The following is a 22,298-nucleotide window of genomic DNA, read 5'->3' as shown; positions in this document are numbered from 1 at the left end:
TTTGCATTATCAACTATCTGCTTATATCTGTCTGGATTACCCATTTTAAACAACATTGGTGGCGGAGAGTGGATTTAAACCACCGACCAAGCGGGTATGAGCCGCGTGCTCTATCAGGCTGAGCTACTCCGCCAAAATTCGGGACACTTTTAAGAAACTTGTGCTGGATCCCCGCTTCGCGGGGAGGACAAAGAGTCAGTGTAAAAAATTATTTCTTTCTGTAAGCCTCTAAATACGAATCGCAGTAAATATTTTCATTCAAAATAAGCTCTGCAGTAATTAAAGCATCCATCAGCTCTTTATCTTTAGGATTAAGTATAGCAGAATTTAGACCATAAGCAACTGCCATCGTTAAAAATGTGCGGTTAATTAAGCTATGTGCATGCGTACCTTGGGAAATATTACTTAAACCTATAACAATTTTTGGGCTTGGTTGCGATATTGTTTTAAATTCACGGATCACTTCCAAGATACCTTTTATTTGCTCCTGAGCTACATTAATCGGCAAAAGTATTGGGTCTAAATAGAGATCCTCAATTGGGAAACCGTTTTCCTGGCAATATGTAACAATTTTTGCCGCTAGTTCTACGCGTTGTTCCATATTTTGGGGAATACCTTTTGTACTGATAGTTATACCGATTAGTTGGGCTTTATGTTCTTTGGCTAGCGGAACAAGTATATTCAATTTTTCCAAATCCGCAGTAGTAGAATTAATAACAGTTTTATTTCTAGCAGCTTTGAGTCCTTCATTAATGACTTCGGGATTACTGGAATCCAGGCAAAGTGGTTTATCCGTTACTTCTTGGATTGTTTCAATTAGCCAACGCATATCAACCAATGGATTATCTGTGGCTGGCCCGCAGTTTATATCAAGGGCACAAGCTCCACAACTAATCTGATCAAGCGCATATTTCTGTATTGTTTTTTTATCATGCCCTTTAATGGCAGAGGCGATTTTTGGATACATGCCATTAATAAGCTCACCAATAATAAACATATTTATTCCTGATATAATGTTTCAATAAAATTGATTACTTTTGTAATTGCTTTAGGATGGCGCATAATCAAAAGATCGGCTCCTGCTTGAATAAGGCTTGAGGCAGTAATTGCCTCCCACATAATTCCCTGTTCCAGGCTTACTTTTGCTTCTTTGGTCCTCCATGCTTCCTGTCCGACAAAACAAATAAATGGGCAAGCTAAGGTTTTGTCTCCCGACAAGGCAGCAAGCCGAGCTCTTTCCATAATAGAGTAAGCATATTCAAGTCCGTATCCTAAGGCACCGATAGTCGGATCGATAACAATGCGTTCAAGGTTTAGTCCCATGTCGGAGATTAAGATATTGAGTTGTTTGGCAATATTAATATCAATGGGGCTTTCGGCAATAATACTATGGCCATCGGCTAATACACTGGCAACTAAAGTTTTATAATTATCTTGTAGAGCACTACCGATAAGGCAACGCTGGCCTTTAGCTGCTTCCGAAACCGCGGGTAAAATTAAATTATCCTGAGTATTATCACCGCATCCTGTAATAATCAAAGGAATTTTAATTCTGCTTAATAATTTAGAGATAAATTTAGCTGATTCATCAGGAGCACGATTTCCAAAATCAGGATGCGCTCCCTGCATTTTAACATAAAGTAATTCCGCGTTAAATTCATTCACGCATTTATCCGCCCAATCAAAAGGATTATTTATCTCTTGTCCATAGGCTAATAGAAGCCCTTCCTGCCAATCTTGCGCAGGTGTATCCCAAATTTCAAAAGCAATTTTTGGTTTATTGGGTAGAGCGCCCTCTTTAAATAATAAAGGCAAGGTGGATTCTCCTCCTATTTTTACTGTGCTGTTACGAGACCCTCCTTCTTCTTTTTTAGCCCCAATTTCTATTGTGGAGATTACTCCTGGCCATTTTTCAAGTACTAGTTGTGTTTCCATATTTTTTCCCCCAGTAAATTAAATGCAGCAAATACCAACGCATTCGAATTTAATTCAAAGATTGATTTGCCTTCTAAGCTTAGCTCTTCAATCTCTTGATCCATCGGTAAATTACCCAGGTAATCCAATCCTATTTCTTCAATCTTTTCATTATCAATGTTTTTCTTAAATCGATTGATTAAAAGTAAGCTATTTTTTACTTCAAATTTCAATTCTTTTACAAGATCAGTAATCCTTTTGGCAGATTTAAGGCCGACAATAGAGGAATCAGAGATAACGATAAGCATATCGGCAAAACGGCTGGTCCTGCGGGATAAGTGTTCCAGGCCGGCTTCATTATCAATAATGATATAATCATAATCTTTGATCAATTTAGTCATTATTCCCCGTAAAACATTATTCACATAGCAATAACAACCTGGCCCTTCAGGTTTTCCCATAGTTAACAGATCGAAACCATCTTCTTCCTGAATAGCTGATTGTACTTGATGTTGAATGAAACGTTCTTTGGGCATGCCGGCTGGTACTTTATCAGGGTCGCTGCATATTTCATCAAGTATTTTACCGATGGTTTCTGGGGTACTGACCCCCAGGACTTCACCTAAATTACTGTTTGGATCAGCGTCAATAGCCAAAATAGAACCTAACTTTTTATCTTTGATTAAACGGATAATTAAAGCGGCAATCGTGGTTTTTCCAGTACCGCCTTTACCAGCCATCGCAATAATATAGCCCATTTAAAATCTTACCGTAGGAAATTTAGTTAAATCCGTATGCGGAAAAAATAAAGCCTGCCCGTATTCTTCCATATAACCGGGTTCAACTGATAATTCAAAATAAGTGATTTTTGATGCAAGTTTATCCGCCATATCCATCGCCTGGTCGGATAAAAGTATCTGCCGCGCTCCGGCCAAAGAGCTGTTGCCAATAAAAACAAATTTATCCCGCTCTATGTCCGGTAATAATCCAATTCCGATTGCTTTCTCTATATCCAGATAAGTACCGAATCCCCCGGCAATATAGAATTTATGAATTAAAGAAAAATCCAATCCCAGATGTTTAACTAAAACAGATGTGGCAGAATATATCGCGCCTTTGGAGCGTTTAAGGTTTTCAATATCGGCTTCATTAATGACAATGTCGGCTCCTGAATCAGTTTCTTCTTTAAAACAAACTACAAATTCTTTTCCAGTATCTGTTGAGCGGATACGCTTCCCTTGAGCTTTAATTTTACCGCCTTTATCGATTATTCCTGCATCCAACATTTCACTTAAGAGATCAATATATCCAGATCCGCAAATTCCACGCGGTAATTTATCCTGAATTACTGAATATTTAATAGTAAAATCTCCTTTATCAATACGCACCTTCTGGATTGCTCCGCTAGATGCCCTCATTCCGCTAGTTACTCCGCTTCCTTCGAAAGCCGGCCCAGCAGATGCGGCGCAGGCTACTAGGAATTCCTTATTACCTAAAACTATCTCTCCGTTTGTACCAATATCAATTAATATGCAAGGTTTTTCTTTTTGATATAATCCACTGGATAGAATTCCGGCAGTAGTATCTCCTCCGACATAGCTTGATACACCCGGAACGCAACAAAGTAGCCCTCTGGGGTTAATATTAATTTGAGCTTCTGCCGCGCGTAAAACCGGTAAGAAATTTGCTGTTGGAATATACGGTTGGCGCCGGATATGCGCAGGATCCATATTTAACAGCAGGTGGATCATTGTGGTGTTTCCTGAGCAAACAATACAATTAACATCATTGAGATCGACGTTGTGCTCCTGAACCAATTCTTTGATAATCTGGTTTATTGTGTCACAGACGGCGTTATGTAATTGCTCTAGGCCGTCAATCTTAGCAGCATGGACAATACGCGTAATTACATCGCTACCAAAAGTAGCCTGTTGGTTATAAGAAGCTTTTGTCCCCAGGATCTTTTTTGAATTTAAATTTACCAACTGGCCTGAAATTGTCGTTGTTCCTATATCAAAGCAAAGCCCGAAATTTTTATGTGTTGTGTCTCCAGGTTCAACCAGAACAATTTCTACAGTATTGTTACGCTTTCCCAGGGTAACGGTAATTTTCCATCCGTAATCACGCAGTAATTGGCCAAGCTGGCGGATATTGAATAATCCAGTTTGTATTTGGCCAAACTCACCTTGTTTTCGTAGCTGCCGGTATAACCGTTCTAAATCGCTGATAGAGTCATTCAGTGTCGGTTTAGGAAGCTCCAGGTATATTTTAGTAGCAAATGGTGAATGTTTAAAAAGCTGGTCTTTAATTTCGGTTTTTTGCGGATGGATCTCTTCTGCTTTTGAATAAAGGCCGCTTAGGCGCTCCTCTAATTCTTCCGGGGTAAGCTTATCAAAATTAAGACGAGAATTATCTGGAATATAAACCTCTAAATCTCCCTGGATATTGGTTAGGCACGCCAGATAGATACTATCTTTTCTTTCTTCGGGTGTGATTATTCCATTTGGCTGGCTACTCACTTGGCCGCAAACCTTAACTTTACATTTCCCGCAAATTCCGTCGCCTCCACAGGTAGAATTAATGTAAACTTTGGCCGATATTGCCGCCGAAAGAATAGTTGTGTCTCTTTCAACAGAAATAGTTAAATTATCCGGTAGAAAAGTAACTTTGAATTTTTTCATCTCTTCTAGGTTATCCGCCACTGAAACGTTGGCGGATAATCGTTGCCTATTTGCATAAAAAATTCCTGTGCAACGATTAATTTAGATTTTTTAAAAACGCGGGGATTCCCGCGGCTTCTTTAGGGCCTACGATTATTTCATATCCTGATTGCTCTGCAAGATCACCGCTGATTTGCGCCACATAACCGGGAATAATCAAATTTTTATGTTTTACCGCATCTTTGACCCCGTGCTCATTTAATGATTTAGTTATACATTCAGCATTGAATTTTTCCGCAGCCCATGCGGTAAGTACCGACATTCCTTCAGTATTAACGCTTAAAATGTATGAGGGTATTTTACTGGCCTCTACTTCTCCTAAAACAGTGTAATAACTCAGAGAGAAATTGGTAGTGATTAAAACCGGCGAATTCTGGCTTACTTGGCCGATTGGATAAAGTTTGGATTCAATTTGTAAAGGTTTCTGCGAATCAGTATAAATATTTTGTCTTAAAGTTAGGATACAAATATTTTCCCAAGTTTGGATTCCTTTAATCAAGACGAGTCCTGCGTATTTAGCGATATAAGCAGTTGCTTCCATAGCTTCTTCGTAAGGATCAGTTTTATCCGAAATAACTAAAGTTGGATATCCTAATGCCCGATTTGATTTTTTTAATGCCTGTCTGCGCAATTGCGTCAAGTCCCAGATTTTCTCAGTTACGGATTTGGTACCTGTATCTAAAATTAAATTATTTATCCCCAATGCATTTAGTTCTTTAGTCAACTTGGTTAAAATATCCAAATCTTGCCCAACCACTACTAGTGGTAACTGTAATTCTTTAGAGATTACCCCAATTTGAGCAAAGTTTTCCCTGGTTGCGCAATAAAGTAAAGGTTTACGCTCCTTTGCGGTTTCTGCTGCTTTTCTCAAAGCAGATAAATCATCACTCATTAGCATTAGAGGTAAAGTGGTATTATTTAGGACTAGTTTCAATGCCTCTAGGTATCTTTTGGAATCTGTATTTTGTTTTAAAGCTACTAAATTAACTTCAAGCAACTGTCCTATACGCTCAAATTTAAGATGATTAATTTTTTCCAGCCGGTCTTTTATTTCTATATCGCTTAAGTTATCATCGATAATAAAACCTACTCCTGCGGGGTTACGAAATTTTTCTTCATGGCGGAATAAAACCGATTCATTGCCAATTTCAAATTTTAATAAATCATTGCCTAGGGTAATGGATTTAATCGGAGGTTGCGCCTGGGCCTCCAAAATCATCTTAGCTTCTGTTGAAATGAAAGGGCATTTTTCGATTGTAATTGCTTTTTTTGCTAATTGCATGGCAAAAGCAAGGCAAGTAGCAAAGCCGCATTGACGACAGTTTGTTTTAGGTAGTAGCTTATAGATATCTAAACCTGATAAAGCCATAATTATCTCCTTGCCTACGAAGGCAACACCAGCGCAATACCAATTAGCGCTGGGTGTAACTTGCTAAGGTTAACCCCACGCTTCTTACCTATCGCGTAGGGTGATTGATTAAGCTGGCAAAATAGCCGGCCCCAAATCCATTGTCAATATTTACGACCGTTACTCCGGGTGAACATCCATTGAGCATAGTCAAAAGCGCAGCTAAGCCGGAAAAAGAAGCTCCGTATCCGCAACTAGTCGGAACTGCTATGATCGGAGCCTTGACTAAGCCACTAACTAAACTGGGGAGTGCCCCCTCCATGCCTGCCACAACAATAATAACTTGAGCTGCCTTTAATTTATCAATATTATTCATCAGCCGATGCACTCCTGCTACTCCCACATCATATAATCTTTTAATGCGGTTACCCATAATTTCCAAGGTAACTGCTGCTTCTTCAGCTATTGGTATATCGCTCGTACCCGCCGAAATAATTAAAACTAAGCCTTTTGAGAGGGGTTTAGATTTGGTTAAGAAGTAACCAATTTTTGCCAGGTGGTTATATTTTAAAGCAGGAATCGTTTTTTTTAAAAAATTAAATTCGGTTTTTTCTAATTTAGTTAATAATAAGTCTTCTTTTGCTTTGATTATTTTTTTGGCAATTTCTTTTAAGTGTTGCCGGTCCTTTCCTGGACAAAAGATAACTTCCGCAAATCCCTTCCGGTTCCTTCTGTCTGTATCAACTTTGGCAAATCCTAGATCACAAAAACCTTTCTTTGAGGACATTTATCTATAAACCCCGATACACAAGATAGGCTAGAAGGATTATAAAAATTACTGCTCCGATATAGAAATCATTGAAATAAAGAAAATCCTGAATCCTGCTTCTTATTCCTTCTGGTTCATCTTTGACCGTTTTAGAGTGTGCCAGAGGATGGTCTTTTTTATATTGCTCTACCTGTTCTTTTTTAAATCTTAGGTACAGGTCGCCTATCTTATATCCAGGAAGCCTGCCATCCTGGGTTAGGTCTAAAATATCTTTTTCAGATACGCCAAGAATAGCGGAGACTTCTCTGACGGTAAGTAGTTTTTCTTCGCCCATTTTTTAAATTATTTTCCAATTTTTCCCGATGCTACCCAGCTATCTATGGCACGACGTTCAAATTTCCAGTCGTTATCTTCTTTGTTAGCTGGCACTTTTCCTGAATTGGCCCATTCAATTATTGAACTTAATTCTACCTCCAGGTATTTTGCTAATTCTTCCGGATTAAGGAAATCATGCAGCATTGTGCATTGGCCTTCTAGAAGCGCGCCTTCAGCAATATTGAGTTTGGCCGGATAAATATGCCCCTCAACTATTGCCTGCGGCAGTAGGGTAAGCCGTTCACGGGCAGTAATTTTGCCTTTAACTTTACCTCCAATAATAATATTATCCCCGATAATATCTGCATTAATGACAGCAGTAGAACCAATAGTTAAGTTACCCCGGGTATCAAGAGTACCTTCAAATTTTCCATTAATACGCAGATTAACCGGATCCTTAAAACTCAAAGAGCCCTGCATTGCGGCATCTACATCAAGGGTTTTTTCCTCCAGCTTCTTTTTAAATGCCATGATTATCCTCCTTTGTAAGAGTAAGGGATCCTTCCACAAAGCGTAAAAAATGCAAAACAATTAAAACTAAAACAGTAGTATATATTGCTACTCTATTAAAACCAATCCCTGCTGCCAGGCCTATTCCGGCAACAACCCATAAACTGGCAGCAGTAGTTAATCCTCTTACTTTTTCAGGTTCGCGGATTATTGTGCCTGCTCCAAGGAAACCGATACCGGTAATTACTCCAGCGGCAATTCGCGCCGGATCCAATGAAACCTTATCTTTATATATATCAAAAACATATAAGGATGTCAACATGATAAGGCAAGAGCCTAAGGCTACTAATATATGCGTACGCAAACCAGCATCTCTGCGATGAACCTGACGTTCCAGGCCAATTAACCCACTCAAAAGTAAAGTTAATAACAAACGTATGATCATTTGAAAATCGGTTGGCATGTACCCTCCTTAATGAGCGCTTGACTTACGAACACGCCAGTGTGAGTAAGTCAATGCGCGAATTAATACCGCCGAATAAGCCAAAATTGTTGAAAAGAATTTTGGCTTATTTTATGAGACGGTAATCCACTAATTGAACTCAATATTTAGATTCAAGTTGCTTCTTTTTCCTTGTTTATAAAGATAATCTGCCAATCCGGCAACCATTGCAGCATTATCCATACATAGAAAGGTATCCGGAAAAAAACAATTAAGTCCGCTATCCTTTGCGCTTTCGCTAAATGTCTGGCGCAATGATCTATTGGCAATAACTCCCCCTCCAATTAGAAGATTTTCTACATTATAACGCCTACAAGCCAGAATAGATTTTTTTACTAACGCATTAATTACGCTTTCCTGGAAAGAAGCTGCGATATCTTTCTTTAATTTAGTTTCAACTTTTTTATTTTTTAAACAATATAACACAGCTGTTTTTATACCACTGAAGCTGAAATTAAATTCATTATCGGTTCCACAGCAAGCAAACTTTATTTTATGTTTATTTGCTCCTTTAGAAAATTTTTCGATCTCAGGGCCTCCGGGATATTCCATACCCATAATTTTAGCTACTTTATCAAAAGCCTCTCCGCAAGCATCATCAAGAGTCTGCCCTATTGTTTTAATCTCAGAAAAATCTTTGATATAAAAAAGACTGGTGTGGCCTCCGGAAACAACTAAAGCCATACAAGGAAAATTAATATTTTTATGGCAAAGAAGATTTGCATAAATATGGCTATGGATATGGTTAACGCCAAGTATCGGTTTCTTTAAGCTTATTGCCAGCGCTTTAGCAAATGAAATTCCAACTAGAAGTGACCCCGGTAACCCAGGCCCGCTTGTTACAGAAACAAGATCAATATCCTCTATTTTTATTTTAGCGGTTTTAATAGCTTGAGAAAAAACATCTGAAATGCTTTCAAGTTGCATGCGAGAAGCAATCTCAGGCACTATTCCTCCATGTTTACTATGTATTTTTAAGCTACTGGCGACTACATTGGCCAGGATTTTTTTACCGTCTTTAACTAGCGCAACAGAGGTTTCGTCACAGGAGCTTTCAATTCCTAAAACTATCATTTTGCTATCTCCGAAACAAAAACAAATTTGTAACCTTCTTCCTTCATTTTAGGAAGCATTTCTTTTAATACCATTAAAGTATTTTTACGGTCATGACCGATGGCGATTACACTGGTTTGTTTTCGGCATAGATTCTTTAATTTTAAAAGCTGTCCTCTTATATATGCAGGATCGTCCTGATTATCTAAAAATACATCACGCTTGGCAAATCTTTCTTTAATTTTTACAGCAATCTGGCGGCAGACGGATCTTGCAGTTACGAAACTGTCCAGAAAATATAGATTACGCTTTTTGGTTTCCAACATTACTATTCCGCTTATTCTTCTATCCTCTGTAATAGCTGAACCCATATGATTCGATATTCCTTTTGCAAAAATTATCGAGTCCAAACCAGTATCCATAATATTACTAACCTGCTTGGTTCCCATGTTCAAGGTAATGGTATTTACTTCTAATCTGTATTTTTCTTTTGGCTCCATTGGCAGATGTAGGATTATTTCAAAACCAAGGTTATTTAATTTTCTAGCAACTTCCTTTGAGTTTTTCAGATTCGGCAGAATCGCACACGTCAAAGGAACTTTTATTTCTTTTACGATTGCCATATTATCTAAATGATATCCCCAATCATCAATTACAATGGCAATTTTTCCTTTTACAGCAGGGATTTTTTTTATCGGTATTTTTTTGTAAGCTGGAGTTAGAATTAGAGCGATAAATAAAAGTAAAATTAAAATTACAGAAATACTGATCACAAGTTTATTTTTCATAAGCTTAAAATAGCAATAGTTTTAATGTTTAGATTGGTTATAAATTACTATAGCCCTTAAAGCATCCAAAGCCCCTGTTAACTGGGCATCATTTTTATAATTGAAAATATCTTCTGGGGTGGTTTTAGCCTCAGCTTGCTTATTCTCAATTTCATCAAATATTTGATTGAATTTCTTATTTTTTGTTTCGGAGGCTTCCTTATTTTCTTCCACCACAATTTCAGGAATTACTCCTTTTCCATTAATAATCTTACCAGATGGCGTAAAATAATAGCTGGTAGTTAATCGTAAGGCAGAGCCGTCTCCTAAAGGTATTACTGTTTGCACGGAACCTTTTCCGAAAGATTTAGTGCCGATAATTATGGCGCGTTTATAATCCTGGAGAGCTCCTGCCATAATCTCGCTACCGGAAGCCGATCCTTCATTAATTAAGACTGCCAAGGGTAAATCTAAAATCGCGTTCTTTGCTTCAGAAAGAAACTCTAAGTTTTGGCCTTTGTTTCTGCCTTTGGTATAAGCGATCATTTTATTTGGCTGGACAAATCTTCCCGTAATTTTAACGGCAACATCAAGTAGCCCTCCGGGATTATTACGCAAGTCAATTATTAATGCTTTCATTCCTTGTTTAGATAAATTAGTTAAGGCATTATTTAATTCTTGTAAGGTATTTTCACGAAATTCAGTAATACGAATATAACCGATTTTACCTTCCAAAATACGTGCTTGTTTTATATCCTTAATTTTTATGATCGCCCGGATAATTTTAAAATCCAAAAGTTTATTTTCGGGATCTCTCAATATCGTAAGATTTACTACTTCCCCTGGTTTTCCGCGCATCCTTTTTACCGCATCGGTTAAGGACATCTCCCGGGTTAATGTATCGTTAATTTTTACAATATGATCTCCCGCTTTTATTCCGGCTTTCCAGGCCGGCGTATCTTCAATAGGAGTAATTATGGTTAGTAAGCCATCTTTTATGGTAATTTCGATCCCCAAACCCCCGAATTTACCTTCCGTATCTACTTTCAGGTCATTGTACGTATCAGGATCCATGAATTGGCTATGTGGGTCAAGAGAAGAAAGCATACCTTTTAATGAACCATAGATTAAATCTTTGGGTTTTGTGTCATCGACGTACTCTTTTTGAATAATTGCTAAGGTATCGGAAAATAATTCAACTTGTTTGTACATCTCGTCGTTGCTTTTCTTTCTGCTATCTGAGGCTGCGATTCTGGTGCCGACAAACACAAGTATGATAATTATTAATCCAACGCATATTTTTTTACCCATTAGCAAGCCTCCTCTTTATCAGGTCTCCAACTACCTTAGGATTAGCTTTACCAGCGCTCTTTTTCATTACTTGCCCAACCAGGAACATAAGTGCGTTTATTTTCCCTGCTTTGTAGTCGCTAACCGACTTGGAATTTTCAGCAATAATTTCATGTATAATTAAATCAAGGCTTTCGGTATCAGAAATCTGTCCCAAGTTTTTTTCACTTATTATTGAGCTTGCTGTGTTGCCAGTCGCAAACATTTCCTCTAAAACAGCCTTACCAGTAAGGTTAGAGATGATTTGTTTCTTTACAACCAATTCCACTAATTCCACAAGATTTTTTGATTGAATATACTCTGGTTTAGCTTGGTTCGAAGGGTTAGATACTGTAGCTGTAAAAGGCCCAATTAACCAATTTACTATTGGTTTTTTATCATTATCCTGGAATATCTTCATGCATTCTTCAGCATAATCAGCAAATTTTTTTGAAGAAGCTAAGATTTTAGCGTCATACTCAGATAGCGAATAATCACGTACAAGGCGGGATACCTTATCTTGTGGCAGTTCAGGTAATTCTGCTTTTATACGCGCAATCATAGGCTCATCAATAATAAAAACTGCAAGGTCCGGATCAGGAAAATACCTGTAATCTTTGGCGCCTTCTTTACTACGCATAGATACAGTTTCTCCCTTATCGGCGTTCCAAAGTCGAGTCTCCTGGAACATGGCTTGATTTGTATTGAGCTGTTTAGTTTGACGGCTGATTTCAAATGTTAAAGCGTCTTTTACCCCCTTAAAAGAATTCATGTTTTTTAATTCAGTCTTAACTCCCAATTCTTTTGTTCCTTCTGGCTTTAAAGATATGTTGGCATCGCAACGCAAAGATCCTTTTTCCATATCGCAATCGGATACATCTAGGTATTCAATGATATTTTTTAAATTTGTCAGGTAGTCAAAAGCTTCTTGAGGACTTGATAAGTCAGGTTCGCTGACTATCTCAAGAAGCGGAATTCCTGTACGGTTGAAATCTACCAAGCTTGAATCTATTCCATGGATAAGTTTACCCGCATCTTCCTCTAAATGTATCCTGGTAATACCGATGCGCTTAGATATATTCTGACTAACAATCATTAAGTGTCCATTACGCGATAAAGGCAGATCGTATTGTGAAATTTGGTAATTTTTTGGTAAATCCGGATAAAAATAATTTTTACGGTCAAATTTTGTATATTTTTGTATCTGACAATTAAAAGCCAAAGCTACTTTTATTGCGGAATTTAGCGCTTCTTTATTATAAACCGGAAGGCTGCCGGGCAATCCCAAGCATACCGGGCAGGTACAGGAATTAGGGGTTTTCCCGAAGTCAATAGCACAACCACAAAATGCTTTAGTTTTAGTTTTTAATTGCAGGTGGACTTCTAAGCCGATGACTGTTTCGTATTTCATAATTTTGGTTTAAGCTTATGCCACTGGGTATTTTGCTCAAAAGTATGTGCTACCCGAAAAAGCATCTCTTCGTTAAATGGCTTGGCGATTATCTGTAAACCTACAGGCAATCCTTTTTTGGTAAAACCGCAAGGAATAGATATTGCTGGAATTCCTGCTAAATTTGCCGAGATAGTATATATATCGGACAGGTACATTTTTAGGGGGTCTTGAGTCCTTTCCCCAATTTTAAAAGCCGCGCTTGGAGATGTAGGAGCAACAATACAATCAAAATCAGTAAATACTTGATCAAAATCCTGTTTTATTAGAGTACGTACTTTTAAGGCACGTAAATAATAGGCATCATAATATCCATGCGATAAGGCAAAAGTTCCAAGTAAGATTCTACGTTTTGCTTCTTCACCAAAACCTTGCGCGCGGGTTAGTTTGTACATCTGGATTAAATTATTTGATTTTGCCCTAAATCCGTATTGAACCCCGTCAAATCTAGCCAGGTTTGAACTGGCTTCGGCAGTTGCGATAATATAATAAACAGGCACGGCATATTCTGTATGTGGTAATGAAATCTGTTGAGAAACTGCGCCTAGAGTTTCTAGTTTATTTATCGCCTCTTCAATAATAGATTTAATCTCTAGATCCATACCTTCGATAAAATATTCTTTAGGTACACCGATTTTTAAACCTCTAATATCATTGGTCAGGCTTTTAGTATAATCCGGTACATCTAATTTTACCGAGGTTGAATCATTAGCGTCATATCCTGAGATAATCTTGGTTAAAATTGCTGCATCAAGGACATCTTTGGTAATAGGCCCAATTTGATCAAGACTGGAAGCAAAAGCAATTAATCCAAAACGCGAAACGCGCCCATAAGTAGGCTTTAATCCTACAACTGCGCAGAAAGAAGCAGGTTGCCGAATTGAGCCTCCCGTATCAGAACCTAGAGCCCAAATTGCTTCATCAGCGGATACGGCAGCAGCGCAGCCTCCTGAAGAACCTCCGGGAACACACTCTAAATCCCAGGGATTAGCAGTCGCTCCCAAAAATGAATTTTCCGTTGAGGAACCAAAAGCAAATTCATCCATGTTTGCCTTTAAAGGAAAAATTTGAGCTCCTGCATTTTTTAATTTAGTGATAACTGTAGCATCATACGGCGGGCGAAAACCTTCAAGAATTTTTGAACAACATTCGGTATTCAAGCCTTCAGTGCAAATGTTATCTTTGATGGTAATTGGTGGAAGCTCATTAAGGAGTCCCTCTGATTGGAGATTTGAAGGAATTGTTTTTTCTTCTTTAATCCTGACATAAGCTTTAACTTTAGGTTCGACTTTTTGTATGCGCTTATAAAGCGAATCAAAAACTACCTTTTGATCAGTTTCTTTAGTTTTAAGCTTATCCAACAATTCGTGGGCAGTTAGTTGATTTAATTCCATAATTATTCGATTATCTTAGGTACGCTGAAGAAACTTCCTTTTTTACTCGGGGCATTTTCCAGGGCTTTTTCCACAGGTAAAGATTTATGCGGCAAATCATCCCTTAACACATTACTGATAGGTAAAATATGGCTTGCAGGCGTGATTTTCTCTATATCCAAAGTGCTTATTTTATCAATAAAACCTAATATATCATGCAGCTGTCCGGATATTTTTTCTAACTCATTAGGCTGCAATTCGATACGTGCTAAATGCGCAACATGTTTTACCGTTTCTTTATCTATCGACATCTCTTCTCCTTACCCGCACGGGCACACACGCGCAATTCCTTATAAGCGCGGGGTGATATTTTATATATTCTAACATTCTTTTGTTAAAAGTCAACATCTCGAGTTGACAATTTCATGAAAATGTGTAAAATATTAAGAATTAACCCAAATTAAAATGAGAAAAGAATCCAAACAAAGCAAGCCAAAATATTATTTAAATAAGCAGGGCGAGTTTATCATTCAAAACTACAATTATTCCAAGCCTTTTGCTAATTTCTTTCCCGGGATTGCCGGTAAATATGGAATTCCAATGTGGGTCTTCTATGTTAATCGTGGGCAATGTATCTGTAGTTTTGGTACTAGAGATAAAGATCAGGCAATCTTAGAATTCTTTCCGGCAAATAAATCATGGCAGTTAGTTTCAAGCCATGGATTCCGCACTTTCATCAAAATTAAATCTGCTAAAGACCCTGTTTATTATGAACCATTTCATAACGGCTATCTTAACTCAAAATACCAGATCACCAATTCTATTGCAATAGACTCAAGCAAACTTACCCTTGAAGAAAAAAATAACTCTTTAGGAATAAAGACTCGTATTGAATATTTTAATATTCCCAATGATACTTTCTCTGGATTAAGCCGCACAGTCAGTATTGAAAATACTTCAAAGAGGCCTAAATCTATCGAACTTATTGATGGTTTACCACAGATAGTCCCCTTTGGAACAAATAACTTTTTCTTAAAAAAACTTGGCCGTACTATTGAAGCCTGGATGAATATTGACAATCTGGACAAAAATATTCCTTTTTATAAACTAGAGGTTGATCCTTCTGACCGCCCGGAAGTAGTACATATTGATTCGGGAAATTTTTATTTAGGTTTTCATTTTGATGGATCTAAAGCAAAGTTGATCCGGCCAATTGTTGATCCTGAAGCTGTTTTTGGTAAAGTAACGGATCTTTCATACCCCTCAGAATTTTTGACTAAACATAAATTTTTCTATCCGACTCAGCAGCTAACCAGAAGCAAAACTCCAAGCGCCCTGCTATTATTGCATCTGGAACTAGAGGCTGGGAACAAAAAAACATTTCATTCGGTTATTGGGCAGGCGCGTAACAGCAGCACATTAAATAGTTGTGCTAAAAAAATTATGAAATTTGGTTACATAGAAAATAAATCAGAAGAAAACTATAAACTGATTAAAAAATTAAAAGATGATATCTTAACCAAAAGTAGTGTTCCCGAATTCGACCTATATGCAGGTCAAACTTATCTTGATAATATTATGCGTGGTGGTTACCCTGAGGTTTTTTTATCGCCAAATAAAAAGGTACCTGGATCCGCCAAGACTGTTTTTTACCTTTATTCACGTAAACATGGCGATCTAGAGAGGGATTACAATAAGTTCGTTCTACAACCAACATATTTTTCCCAGGGTAACGGTAACTACCGAGATATAAATCAAAACCGGCGTAATGACCCCTGGTTTAACCCTGAAATCGAAGATGAAAATATAATTTTCTTTATGAATTTAATTCAGGCTGACGGTTTTAATCCTTTGGTAATAAAAGGCGAGAATTTTTTGCTTAAGGATGACATTAATTTAGATCAACTTCTGGCAGGAGTAGCTAAAAAAAATGATATTGATAAACTTAAGCCCGTTCTTAATAAGATTTTTACTCCTGGAGAACTTATTCTTTTTATTGAAGATAATAATATAAAGCTTACCTGTTCATACGATAATTTTTTAGGCATTATTCTCTGTTCTTCTCAAAAAATCCAGGATGCCGAACATGGAGAAGGTTTTTGGACCGACCACTGGTCTTATAATCTAGATTTAATTGATAGTTACCTAAGAATTTATCCAGAGAAGTTCAATGAATTGTTCTTTGAAAAGAAAGTTTTTACTTTCTATGATAATGCTGAGTTTGTCAGACCGCGCAGCGAAAAGTATATGCTCTATAATCAACAGCCCCGTCAACTACACTCTCTTACCCTTGATACCGTAAAAAAAGATATGTTGCATAAACGGTTAAGCAATCAGCACATCTTGCGCACTAAAGAAGGTATGGGCCAGATTTATTATACTACGCTTATCTCCAAGCTTCTGTGTTTAGCGGTGAATAAGCTTGCTTCACTTGACCCGTTTGGCGTAGGTGTGGAGATGGAGGCTAATAAACCTAATTGGTTTGATTCTTTAAACGGGCTTCCTGCTCTCTTTGGTTCCAGCATCTGTGAAACTTTCGAATTAAAACGTCTTCTAAAAACGATAAAACTAGCGCTTGAGAACTCACACATTAATGAAATTGAATTCGCCAGCGAAATTTCTGATTTTATTGAAAAAGTTACTGTTTTACTTGTTGAAGATGGATTTAATTATTGGGATAAAAGTAATAGTGTAAAAGAAGATTACCGGCAAAAGACGCGGTTGGGGTTTTCCGGTAATACTGTTTATTTATCTGTTGTAAAGCTTATGAGTTTTACGAATGCAGCATTAGAGAAGATTGAAACAGGCTTAAATAAGGCTTTAGATAAAAAATCTGGTATTTATAATTCTTACTTCATTAATAATGTCGTAGAGTACGATGTAGTTAAAGGGCATTACATTAAGCCAAAAAAATTTATTCAAAAGTATACTCCTCTGTTTCTTGAAGGACAAATGCATGCTTTAAGGCTTTGCGAAGATAAGAATCGACTCTTAGCCCTTCATAAATCAACCAAAAAAAGCGCGCTTTTTGACAGAAAATTAAAGATGTATAAAGTAACAGCTAATCTTGATTCAATGCCTGAGGAAATCGGCAGATGCAGGGTATTTTCTCCCGGATGGCTGGAAAACGAATCCATCTGGTTGCATATGGAATATAAATATATCTTGGAATTACTTAAAAAGGGCCTAGTTAATGAGTTTTATGAAGAATTCAAAAATGTACTTATCCCATTCCAAAATCCGCAAAGATATGGCCGCAGTATATTAGAAAACTCTTCTTTTTTAGTCAGCAGTGCATTTGCCGATAAAAGACTGCATGGGAACGGATTTGTAGCCAGATTAAGCGGTTCAACAGCCGAATTTCTACATATTTGGCTGATTATGAATACCGGTGTCTCCCCTTTCTCCCTAGATAAGTCCGGTCAGCTTAATTTAACATTTAAACCATATTTGGCTGGTTGGTTATTTTCAAAGAAGGGAAAATATTCCTTTAATTTTTTAAGTAAAATTTTAATAACTTACCATAACCCGAAACGAAAAAATACTTTTGGTAAAAACGCTGCTGAAATTATAAAAATTGTTATTTTCGAAAATAATAATCAAACAGTAATTAATTCTACAACAATTCCTCCTTTATTAGCAGAGAAAATAAGATCCCGCCGAGTTAATAAAATCGATATTTACTTAGAATAAAGGGACCGTTTCTATTTTTTTAAAACCTCAAGAAATAAAAAATAGAAACGGTCCCTTGTTTTAAAATTTGCGGCGGTAATAGGCTCGTAAAATATGCGCGGTATCTATGGTAAGGGCTGTGCCTCCGTAAGGGTCAAGAGAAAAGTTGCCTAAATTACTGGTGTTACCCTCTCCGTATTGCAGGATAAATTCGTCATCTTTAGAAGGCAGGTACCTGAATTCACCATAGAAATTATGATGGCCAAGCGGGTTTGTATTTCCGGCAACCAGCCGGTCCGTATCCTGCCATCTGGAATAAGAATATTTTAAAGCCATCCCAAACTTCTTAGTTGGCATATAGGTCATTTCAATACCAACATGGTTCATGCTATCTGAATTTTGCCCGGCACTTTCAAATTCATTGCGCGTATAGTCAAGGTAAAGCTCCATTTTACTGATAGGCGCTATTCTTAGGCCGGTTTTAAAAACATTATAATAATCGTATGGGGCCTGAGGAAATCCGTTTTGACTATAAAGAAATGGATTCTTGAACCTATAAAGATTATCATTTTGGTAGAAGGTCCCGCCCAAAGTAGTGTCATTGCGTAAAGTGTTAGCCGGAAAACCGTCATAAGCTAGGTAATAATCATTGGTACGTTCGTATATGCCGTCTAAGCTCAGCCATTCAAAGAAATCATAATTCAAACCAAAGGATCCTGTCATAAGTGAAGGATCGTTTCCGTCAGGCACAGCATTATTGATAAAAAAATCACCAGTATTTCCGTCATAAATAAACGGATCAATACCATTTACGGTATGAGGTAACTTATGGTAAATACCCAGAAACTTAGAACTTAATTTATCCGTAATCTGGACTGTGGCTTCATCACGTACTACATTTTCAATAAACTTACCATTAACATTATGGACATTACGCACATCAAAAAGATTATAGGCCTTATCTTTTAGGAACGATTCAATTCTAAAACCGATAGTATTTCTGCCGGCATCAATACCATCGCCTATACGCGTTGCATTGAGTTCTCCCCAATTCGTGGTGGATTGTTCTAATCCTGAAGAATAGTAATCCATGGGTTTACGGAAATGAATATGCCTTGACCAAAAAGTATCTTGTCTAGTTTCATGATAACTAGAAAGAGAAGCATCAAATCCCGAATCCATTTTGCTAAGGTAAAACTTAGATTTTAAAAGGAAACTTTCATCTTTATCCAAAGCTATTTCATCGTAACCGTATTTTAAATCCATCAAACTCTTCTGCGGGTAACGGCTAATAAATGAAAAATAATATGCGTTTCCTCGGGATTTTGTTTCATAGGTAGCGTTACTCATATCATAAAATGACTGAGAGGATAAAATTTCAGCTTGAGCTTTTAAACCCTCCATCATTTCATAAGCAATATCCGCTCCTCCCACATAGTTTTGACTGTCCAGCTTTTGGTTAGGTTCGGTGATAAAACCTAAGCGGCTGCTAAATGTTGCACCAGCCATAAAGTTATTACTAAAATAATGTTTTAATCGGCTGGCATTAATCACATTGTCTACTGAGCCATAATCTTGCCAAAGATCCTTAGGAGTAGCAAAAGTAGTATCAAACGTCGTTGCTTCATCCGGAAGAAAACTGAAAGAAAATCCTCTTAAAGCCGTCAGATATTGGCCAGTTGAATCTTTAGTTAAGAATGAAAGTGAATCATCCCAGATGCCTTTGGTAAAATCAACAGGTACATTTCCTGAATGAAATGTACCTGGGGTATATTTACGCAGCCAGCTGCTATCCTTCCACCAAATATGATGATTGGTAATCCCCATGGGGTCATCGGAACTATAAGCTTGATCCTGCAAGGCTATGGGAAAAGCGCGAAACTTTATCTGATCGTTTGTATAATCCGTCCATAATTCACGTACTGGCTGAAATTCACGCCCTATCTTCATGCTGGGGATATTAAAACCATTAATTGTGATTGCGGTAGTTTTCCCATCAATAACTTTTAATTCAGGAATATTAAGTGTGCTCCCCTTTTGAGTTCCGTAGATAGTATTATTTACGATATGTGCGGTATTTGACCAATATAATAATTCTACTTCCGCAGTATCTCCCCCTGCAGTTGTAAGGGTAATTTTATTACTTTTTCCGCTAAAGCTCCAAGGATCAACCGTAAGATTGGAATGGAAATTAAGGCCTTCCTTATTTTCCGTATCTAAATTAACAGCTAAACTATCATAAATCCGGGGATCAAAAGTATTAAATCTGTTATTAAAAACCTCATCTGAACTCATACGCCAGCTTTTTGATTTTTCATTTAAATCAAAATTAGCTCTTTTCCAGATAAATTCACGGGGGGTTACTCCAAAACTTAGCTGCATCTGGCCGCTTACGGAGAGAGGCCCGGCTTTTATTGAGTCCTTTTCTTTTTTCTCAAATGGGCCTTCCCTATCTTTACTTGTAACATTAGGTTCAATCTTGGACATAGCTTCTTCCATAAGTTGATCCCTGCTGAATTGATTCTTTGATTCAATTGAATTATTAATATCTGAAGCGGTGTTTGCTGCTAAAGGTTTATATTCAAAAGTGGGGTTTGTTTCCTGATTAAAAATTTTATTAACATAAAGTTTAGCGGTTTTGTTGTTTGGGTCAATGGAAAGGGCTTTTTTAAATTCAGAAAGGGCATCTTCTATTTTCCCAAGAGAATAAAAGCTTTTACCCAGCTCACAAAGATAATCTGCTGCTTGGCCTTGGGCAAAGAGAGAATTGGCTGAAAAAAATAAAAACGCCAAACATACTATCGCCGTAATGTTGTATCTAATAAGTAGCTTTTGCATATTGCTATTATTATATACAACTTAAAATTCATGTCAAATAAAATTAGCCGATTTGTTGGGGTAACTTAGGGGAAATTGTAAGCTCAATGTTTAAGGTGTGAACAAATGAAATAAGAAATAGTTTCTCTTTATTTACTGCTAAAAGGCTTCCTTTGATTTTACAAAAGAAGTGCTCTTTTTTTTCCTTAGTATTTCTACTCTTTAAGACGAAAAGATAGGACTGAGATTTAGGGATATTAGTACCTTCGATTTGTCTTATCATGCAGGCAAAATGACGGCGCACTACACTATGGACGCCTTCCTTATCGGTTATTTCAGAACTGCTAATGATTTTCCTGCCTTTTTCAGAAAAAGTCAGGTTTTTATAAAGTAGGTCGCGCATATTTTCCTTATAATTAGCCGGATTGTCGTTATGCTAAATCCGGCTCCCCTCATGCTGGTGGGGATTATTACAGTAAAGTATGCAATTAAAAAAAAGCCAAATCAATAGGATTTGGCTTAAAAAAGAAAGCGTTTACTTTTGATTTTAAAACAAGGGGACGGTTCTCTTTCTCATGAGAACCGTCCCCTTGTTTTTACAGGCGGGGTTCTTTCCCGTGGAATATTCTATCTAGGTTAGTTTTGTGCCGGATAATCACGAAAAAACAAAGCAACAGAGCCACTAAAACAAGCCAAAAAGGCTGCTTAAAAAGAAAACAGAGAATTGGCAACGCGATACCGGCAGAAATTGAAGCCAAAGACACCATTCTTGAGCTAATAAAAACAATAAACCAGATTAAAATTATTAACCCCATTATGATATTCAATCCAGGTATTCTTAATGATAGTCCGAGTAAAACCCCCAGTGAAGTAGCGATTCCTTTTCCTCCTTTAAGCTTTAAAAATATAGTCCAGTTGTGGCCACAAATACAACATAACCCCATGAGAATAGCTAAGTTTTGTGCTTGTAATAAAATGGCCTTATCTAGAAAATAATTCGTTAAAAATATAACCGCGATAAAGCCCTTCAATATGTCTAAAATTAAAACAGCTATCCCCGGCCCTTTACCTAAAGCACGCATGGCATTGGTTGCTCCCACATTGCCAGAGCCAACTTCGCGGATATCAATCCCTTTTAAAACTTTACCAAAAAGATAGGCAGTAGGTATAGAGCCTAACAAGTAACTAGTTAGAAGTGCGACGATTGTCCAGAGCATATAGAATTTTAAACCCTCTTTTTACGTAATCTATTCCTGAAATAACGGTAAAAATAACCGCTAACCACCAAATTAATCCGGTAGATCTCCATTGCAATAAAACACAGATAACAGAAAGCATTTGAAATATTGTGGTAAGTTTACCCCATTTTGTAGGATAGACATCTATTGTTTGTTTTACCATATAAATGACTACTGCTCCCATGATAATGATTAAATCTCGTGAAATTACAATGAAAACAACCCAAAGCGGAAACTTCAACTCTAGCCTACTCATTGGAGATAAGAATATGAAAGCACTCATCAATAAAAGCTTATCTCCTAAAGGATCCAAAATTAAACCGGCTTTTGATTGTATTTTAGCTTTTCTGGCAATAAAACCATCTAGGCCGTCCGAAATGACCCCTAAAATAAATATGGCCAAAGCCAAATCTTTTAAATATATTCTTTGGGGCGTATAATATACAAGGCAGGCGATAAAAAATGGAACGCTGAGAATGCGAAATGTAGAAATTTTGTTCGCTATGTTCATTTTGTCCTTT

At 37.2% G+C, this 22,298-nt stretch carries 20 protein-coding genes and 1 tRNA gene; 1 reads left to right on the top strand and 20 read right to left on the bottom strand.

The window, feature by feature from the left end:
- Positions 1-56: 56 nt before the first annotated feature.
- The 16 genes from PHC29_04315 to gatC form a co-directional block, all read right to left on the bottom strand.
- Positions 57-133, bottom strand: a tRNA-Met gene (locus PHC29_04315).
- A 75-nt stretch (positions 134-208) separates the two neighbouring features.
- Positions 209-997: a dihydropteroate synthase gene (locus tag PHC29_04310; GenBank protein MDD5108715.1), complete on the bottom strand. Its 789-nt coding sequence runs from the start codon at positions 995-997 to the stop codon at positions 209-211.
- A gap of 2 nt (positions 998-999) precedes the next feature.
- A complete protein-coding gene (locus PHC29_04305; GenBank protein MDD5108714.1) occupies positions 1,000-1,935 on the bottom strand; it encodes an acetyl-CoA decarbonylase/synthase complex subunit delta in 936 nt (311 codons plus the stop codon).
- Positions 1,920-2,672, bottom strand: a complete 753-nt coding sequence (locus PHC29_04300) for an AAA family ATPase (GenBank protein ID MDD5108713.1) — start codon at positions 2,670-2,672, stop codon at positions 1,920-1,922. Before PHC29_04300 ends, PHC29_04305 begins: the two co-directional genes overlap by 16 nt.
- Complete coding sequence (locus PHC29_04295) at positions 2,673-4,616, bottom strand: ASKHA domain-containing protein (GenBank protein MDD5108712.1); 1,944 nt, start codon at positions 4,614-4,616, stop codon at positions 2,673-2,675. It lies immediately after the preceding gene.
- 55 nt (positions 4,617-4,671) lie between these two features.
- Positions 4,672-6,003 (bottom strand): acetyl-CoA decarbonylase/synthase complex subunit gamma, encoded by a 1,332-nt coding sequence (gene acsC / locus PHC29_04290; GenBank protein MDD5108711.1) that lies wholly within the window; start codon positions 6,001-6,003, stop codon positions 4,672-4,674.
- Between the two features lie 88 nt (positions 6,004-6,091).
- Positions 6,092-6,769 (bottom strand): nickel pincer cofactor biosynthesis protein LarB, encoded by a 678-nt coding sequence (larB, locus tag PHC29_04285; protein ID MDD5108710.1) that lies wholly within the window; start codon positions 6,767-6,769, stop codon positions 6,092-6,094.
- A 4-nt stretch (positions 6,770-6,773) separates the two neighbouring features.
- On the bottom strand, positions 6,774-7,085 hold the full coding sequence (locus tag PHC29_04280; protein MDD5108709.1) for a helix-turn-helix domain-containing protein: 312 nt from the start codon (positions 7,083-7,085) through the stop codon (positions 6,774-6,776).
- Positions 7,086-7,093: 8 nt separating this feature from the next.
- Positions 7,094-7,597 (bottom strand): polymer-forming cytoskeletal protein, encoded by a 504-nt coding sequence (locus PHC29_04275; protein ID MDD5108708.1) that lies wholly within the window; start codon positions 7,595-7,597, stop codon positions 7,094-7,096.
- Positions 7,587-8,039, bottom strand: coding sequence for an MgtC/SapB family protein (locus PHC29_04270; protein ID MDD5108707.1), 453 nt, complete (start codon positions 8,037-8,039; stop codon positions 7,587-7,589). The genes PHC29_04275 and PHC29_04270 overlap by 11 nt, the downstream gene beginning before the upstream one ends.
- Positions 8,040-8,168: 129 nt before the next feature.
- Complete coding sequence (tsaD, locus tag PHC29_04265; GenBank protein ID MDD5108706.1) at positions 8,169-9,152, bottom strand: tRNA (adenosine(37)-N6)-threonylcarbamoyltransferase complex transferase subunit TsaD; 984 nt, start codon at positions 9,150-9,152, stop codon at positions 8,169-8,171.
- Positions 9,149-9,919, bottom strand: a complete 771-nt coding sequence (locus PHC29_04260) for a divergent polysaccharide deacetylase family protein (protein ID MDD5108705.1) — start codon at positions 9,917-9,919, stop codon at positions 9,149-9,151. Before PHC29_04260 ends, tsaD begins: the two co-directional genes overlap by 4 nt.
- A gap of 21 nt (positions 9,920-9,940) precedes the next feature.
- Positions 9,941-11,209 carry a S41 family peptidase gene (locus tag PHC29_04255; protein ID MDD5108704.1) on the bottom strand — a complete coding sequence of 423 codons (1,269 nt, stop codon included), beginning with the start codon at positions 11,207-11,209 and terminating at the stop codon, positions 9,941-9,943.
- On the bottom strand, positions 11,202-12,638 hold the full coding sequence (gatB, locus tag PHC29_04250) for an Asp-tRNA(Asn)/Glu-tRNA(Gln) amidotransferase subunit GatB (GenBank protein MDD5108703.1): 1,437 nt from the start codon (positions 12,636-12,638) through the stop codon (positions 11,202-11,204). Before gatB ends, PHC29_04255 begins: the two co-directional genes overlap by 8 nt.
- Complete coding sequence (gatA, locus tag PHC29_04245) at positions 12,635-14,071, bottom strand: Asp-tRNA(Asn)/Glu-tRNA(Gln) amidotransferase subunit GatA (GenBank protein ID MDD5108702.1); 1,437 nt, start codon at positions 14,069-14,071, stop codon at positions 12,635-12,637. The genes gatB and gatA overlap by 4 nt, the downstream gene beginning before the upstream one ends.
- A 2-nt stretch (positions 14,072-14,073) precedes the next feature.
- Positions 14,074-14,361 carry an Asp-tRNA(Asn)/Glu-tRNA(Gln) amidotransferase subunit GatC gene (gene gatC, locus PHC29_04240; protein ID MDD5108701.1) on the bottom strand — a complete coding sequence of 96 codons (288 nt, stop codon included), beginning with the start codon at positions 14,359-14,361 and terminating at the stop codon, positions 14,074-14,076.
- 154 nt (positions 14,362-14,515) lie between these two features.
- On the opposite strand from gatC, the gene PHC29_04235 reads away from it, so the two are divergent.
- On the top strand, positions 14,516-17,743 hold the full coding sequence (locus tag PHC29_04235) for a cellobiose phosphorylase (protein MDD5108700.1): 3,228 nt from the start codon (positions 14,516-14,518) through the stop codon (positions 17,741-17,743).
- A 60-nt stretch (positions 17,744-17,803) separates the two neighbouring features.
- Here the strand turns inward: PHC29_04235 and PHC29_04230 are convergent, their stop codons facing one another.
- The 4 genes from PHC29_04230 to PHC29_04215 form a co-directional block, all read right to left on the bottom strand.
- The gene (locus PHC29_04230; GenBank protein MDD5108699.1) at positions 17,804-20,560 is read right to left on the bottom strand and encodes a tetratricopeptide repeat protein; all 2,757 of its coding nucleotides are present in this window, start codon (positions 20,558-20,560) and stop codon (positions 17,804-17,806) included.
- A 43-nt stretch (positions 20,561-20,603) separates the two neighbouring features.
- Positions 20,604-20,942: a hypothetical protein gene (locus tag PHC29_04225; protein ID MDD5108698.1), complete on the bottom strand. Its 339-nt coding sequence runs from the start codon at positions 20,940-20,942 to the stop codon at positions 20,604-20,606.
- Between the two features lie 193 nt (positions 20,943-21,135).
- Complete coding sequence (gene plsY / locus PHC29_04220; GenBank protein ID MDD5108697.1) at positions 21,136-21,756, bottom strand: glycerol-3-phosphate 1-O-acyltransferase PlsY; 621 nt, start codon at positions 21,754-21,756, stop codon at positions 21,136-21,138.
- On the bottom strand, positions 21,725-22,288 hold the full coding sequence (locus PHC29_04215; protein MDD5108696.1) for a CDP-alcohol phosphatidyltransferase family protein: 564 nt from the start codon (positions 22,286-22,288) through the stop codon (positions 21,725-21,727). The genes plsY and PHC29_04215 overlap by 32 nt, the downstream gene beginning before the upstream one ends.
- Positions 22,289-22,298 lie beyond the last annotated feature (10 nt).

The sequence above is a fragment of the Candidatus Omnitrophota bacterium genome, assembly GCA_028712255.1.
In the GTDB taxonomy this organism is placed as follows: domain Bacteria; phylum Omnitrophota; class Gorgyraeia; order Gygaellales; family Profunditerraquicolaceae; genus UBA6249.
This window is presented reverse-complemented; position numbering and strand designations above follow the sequence as displayed.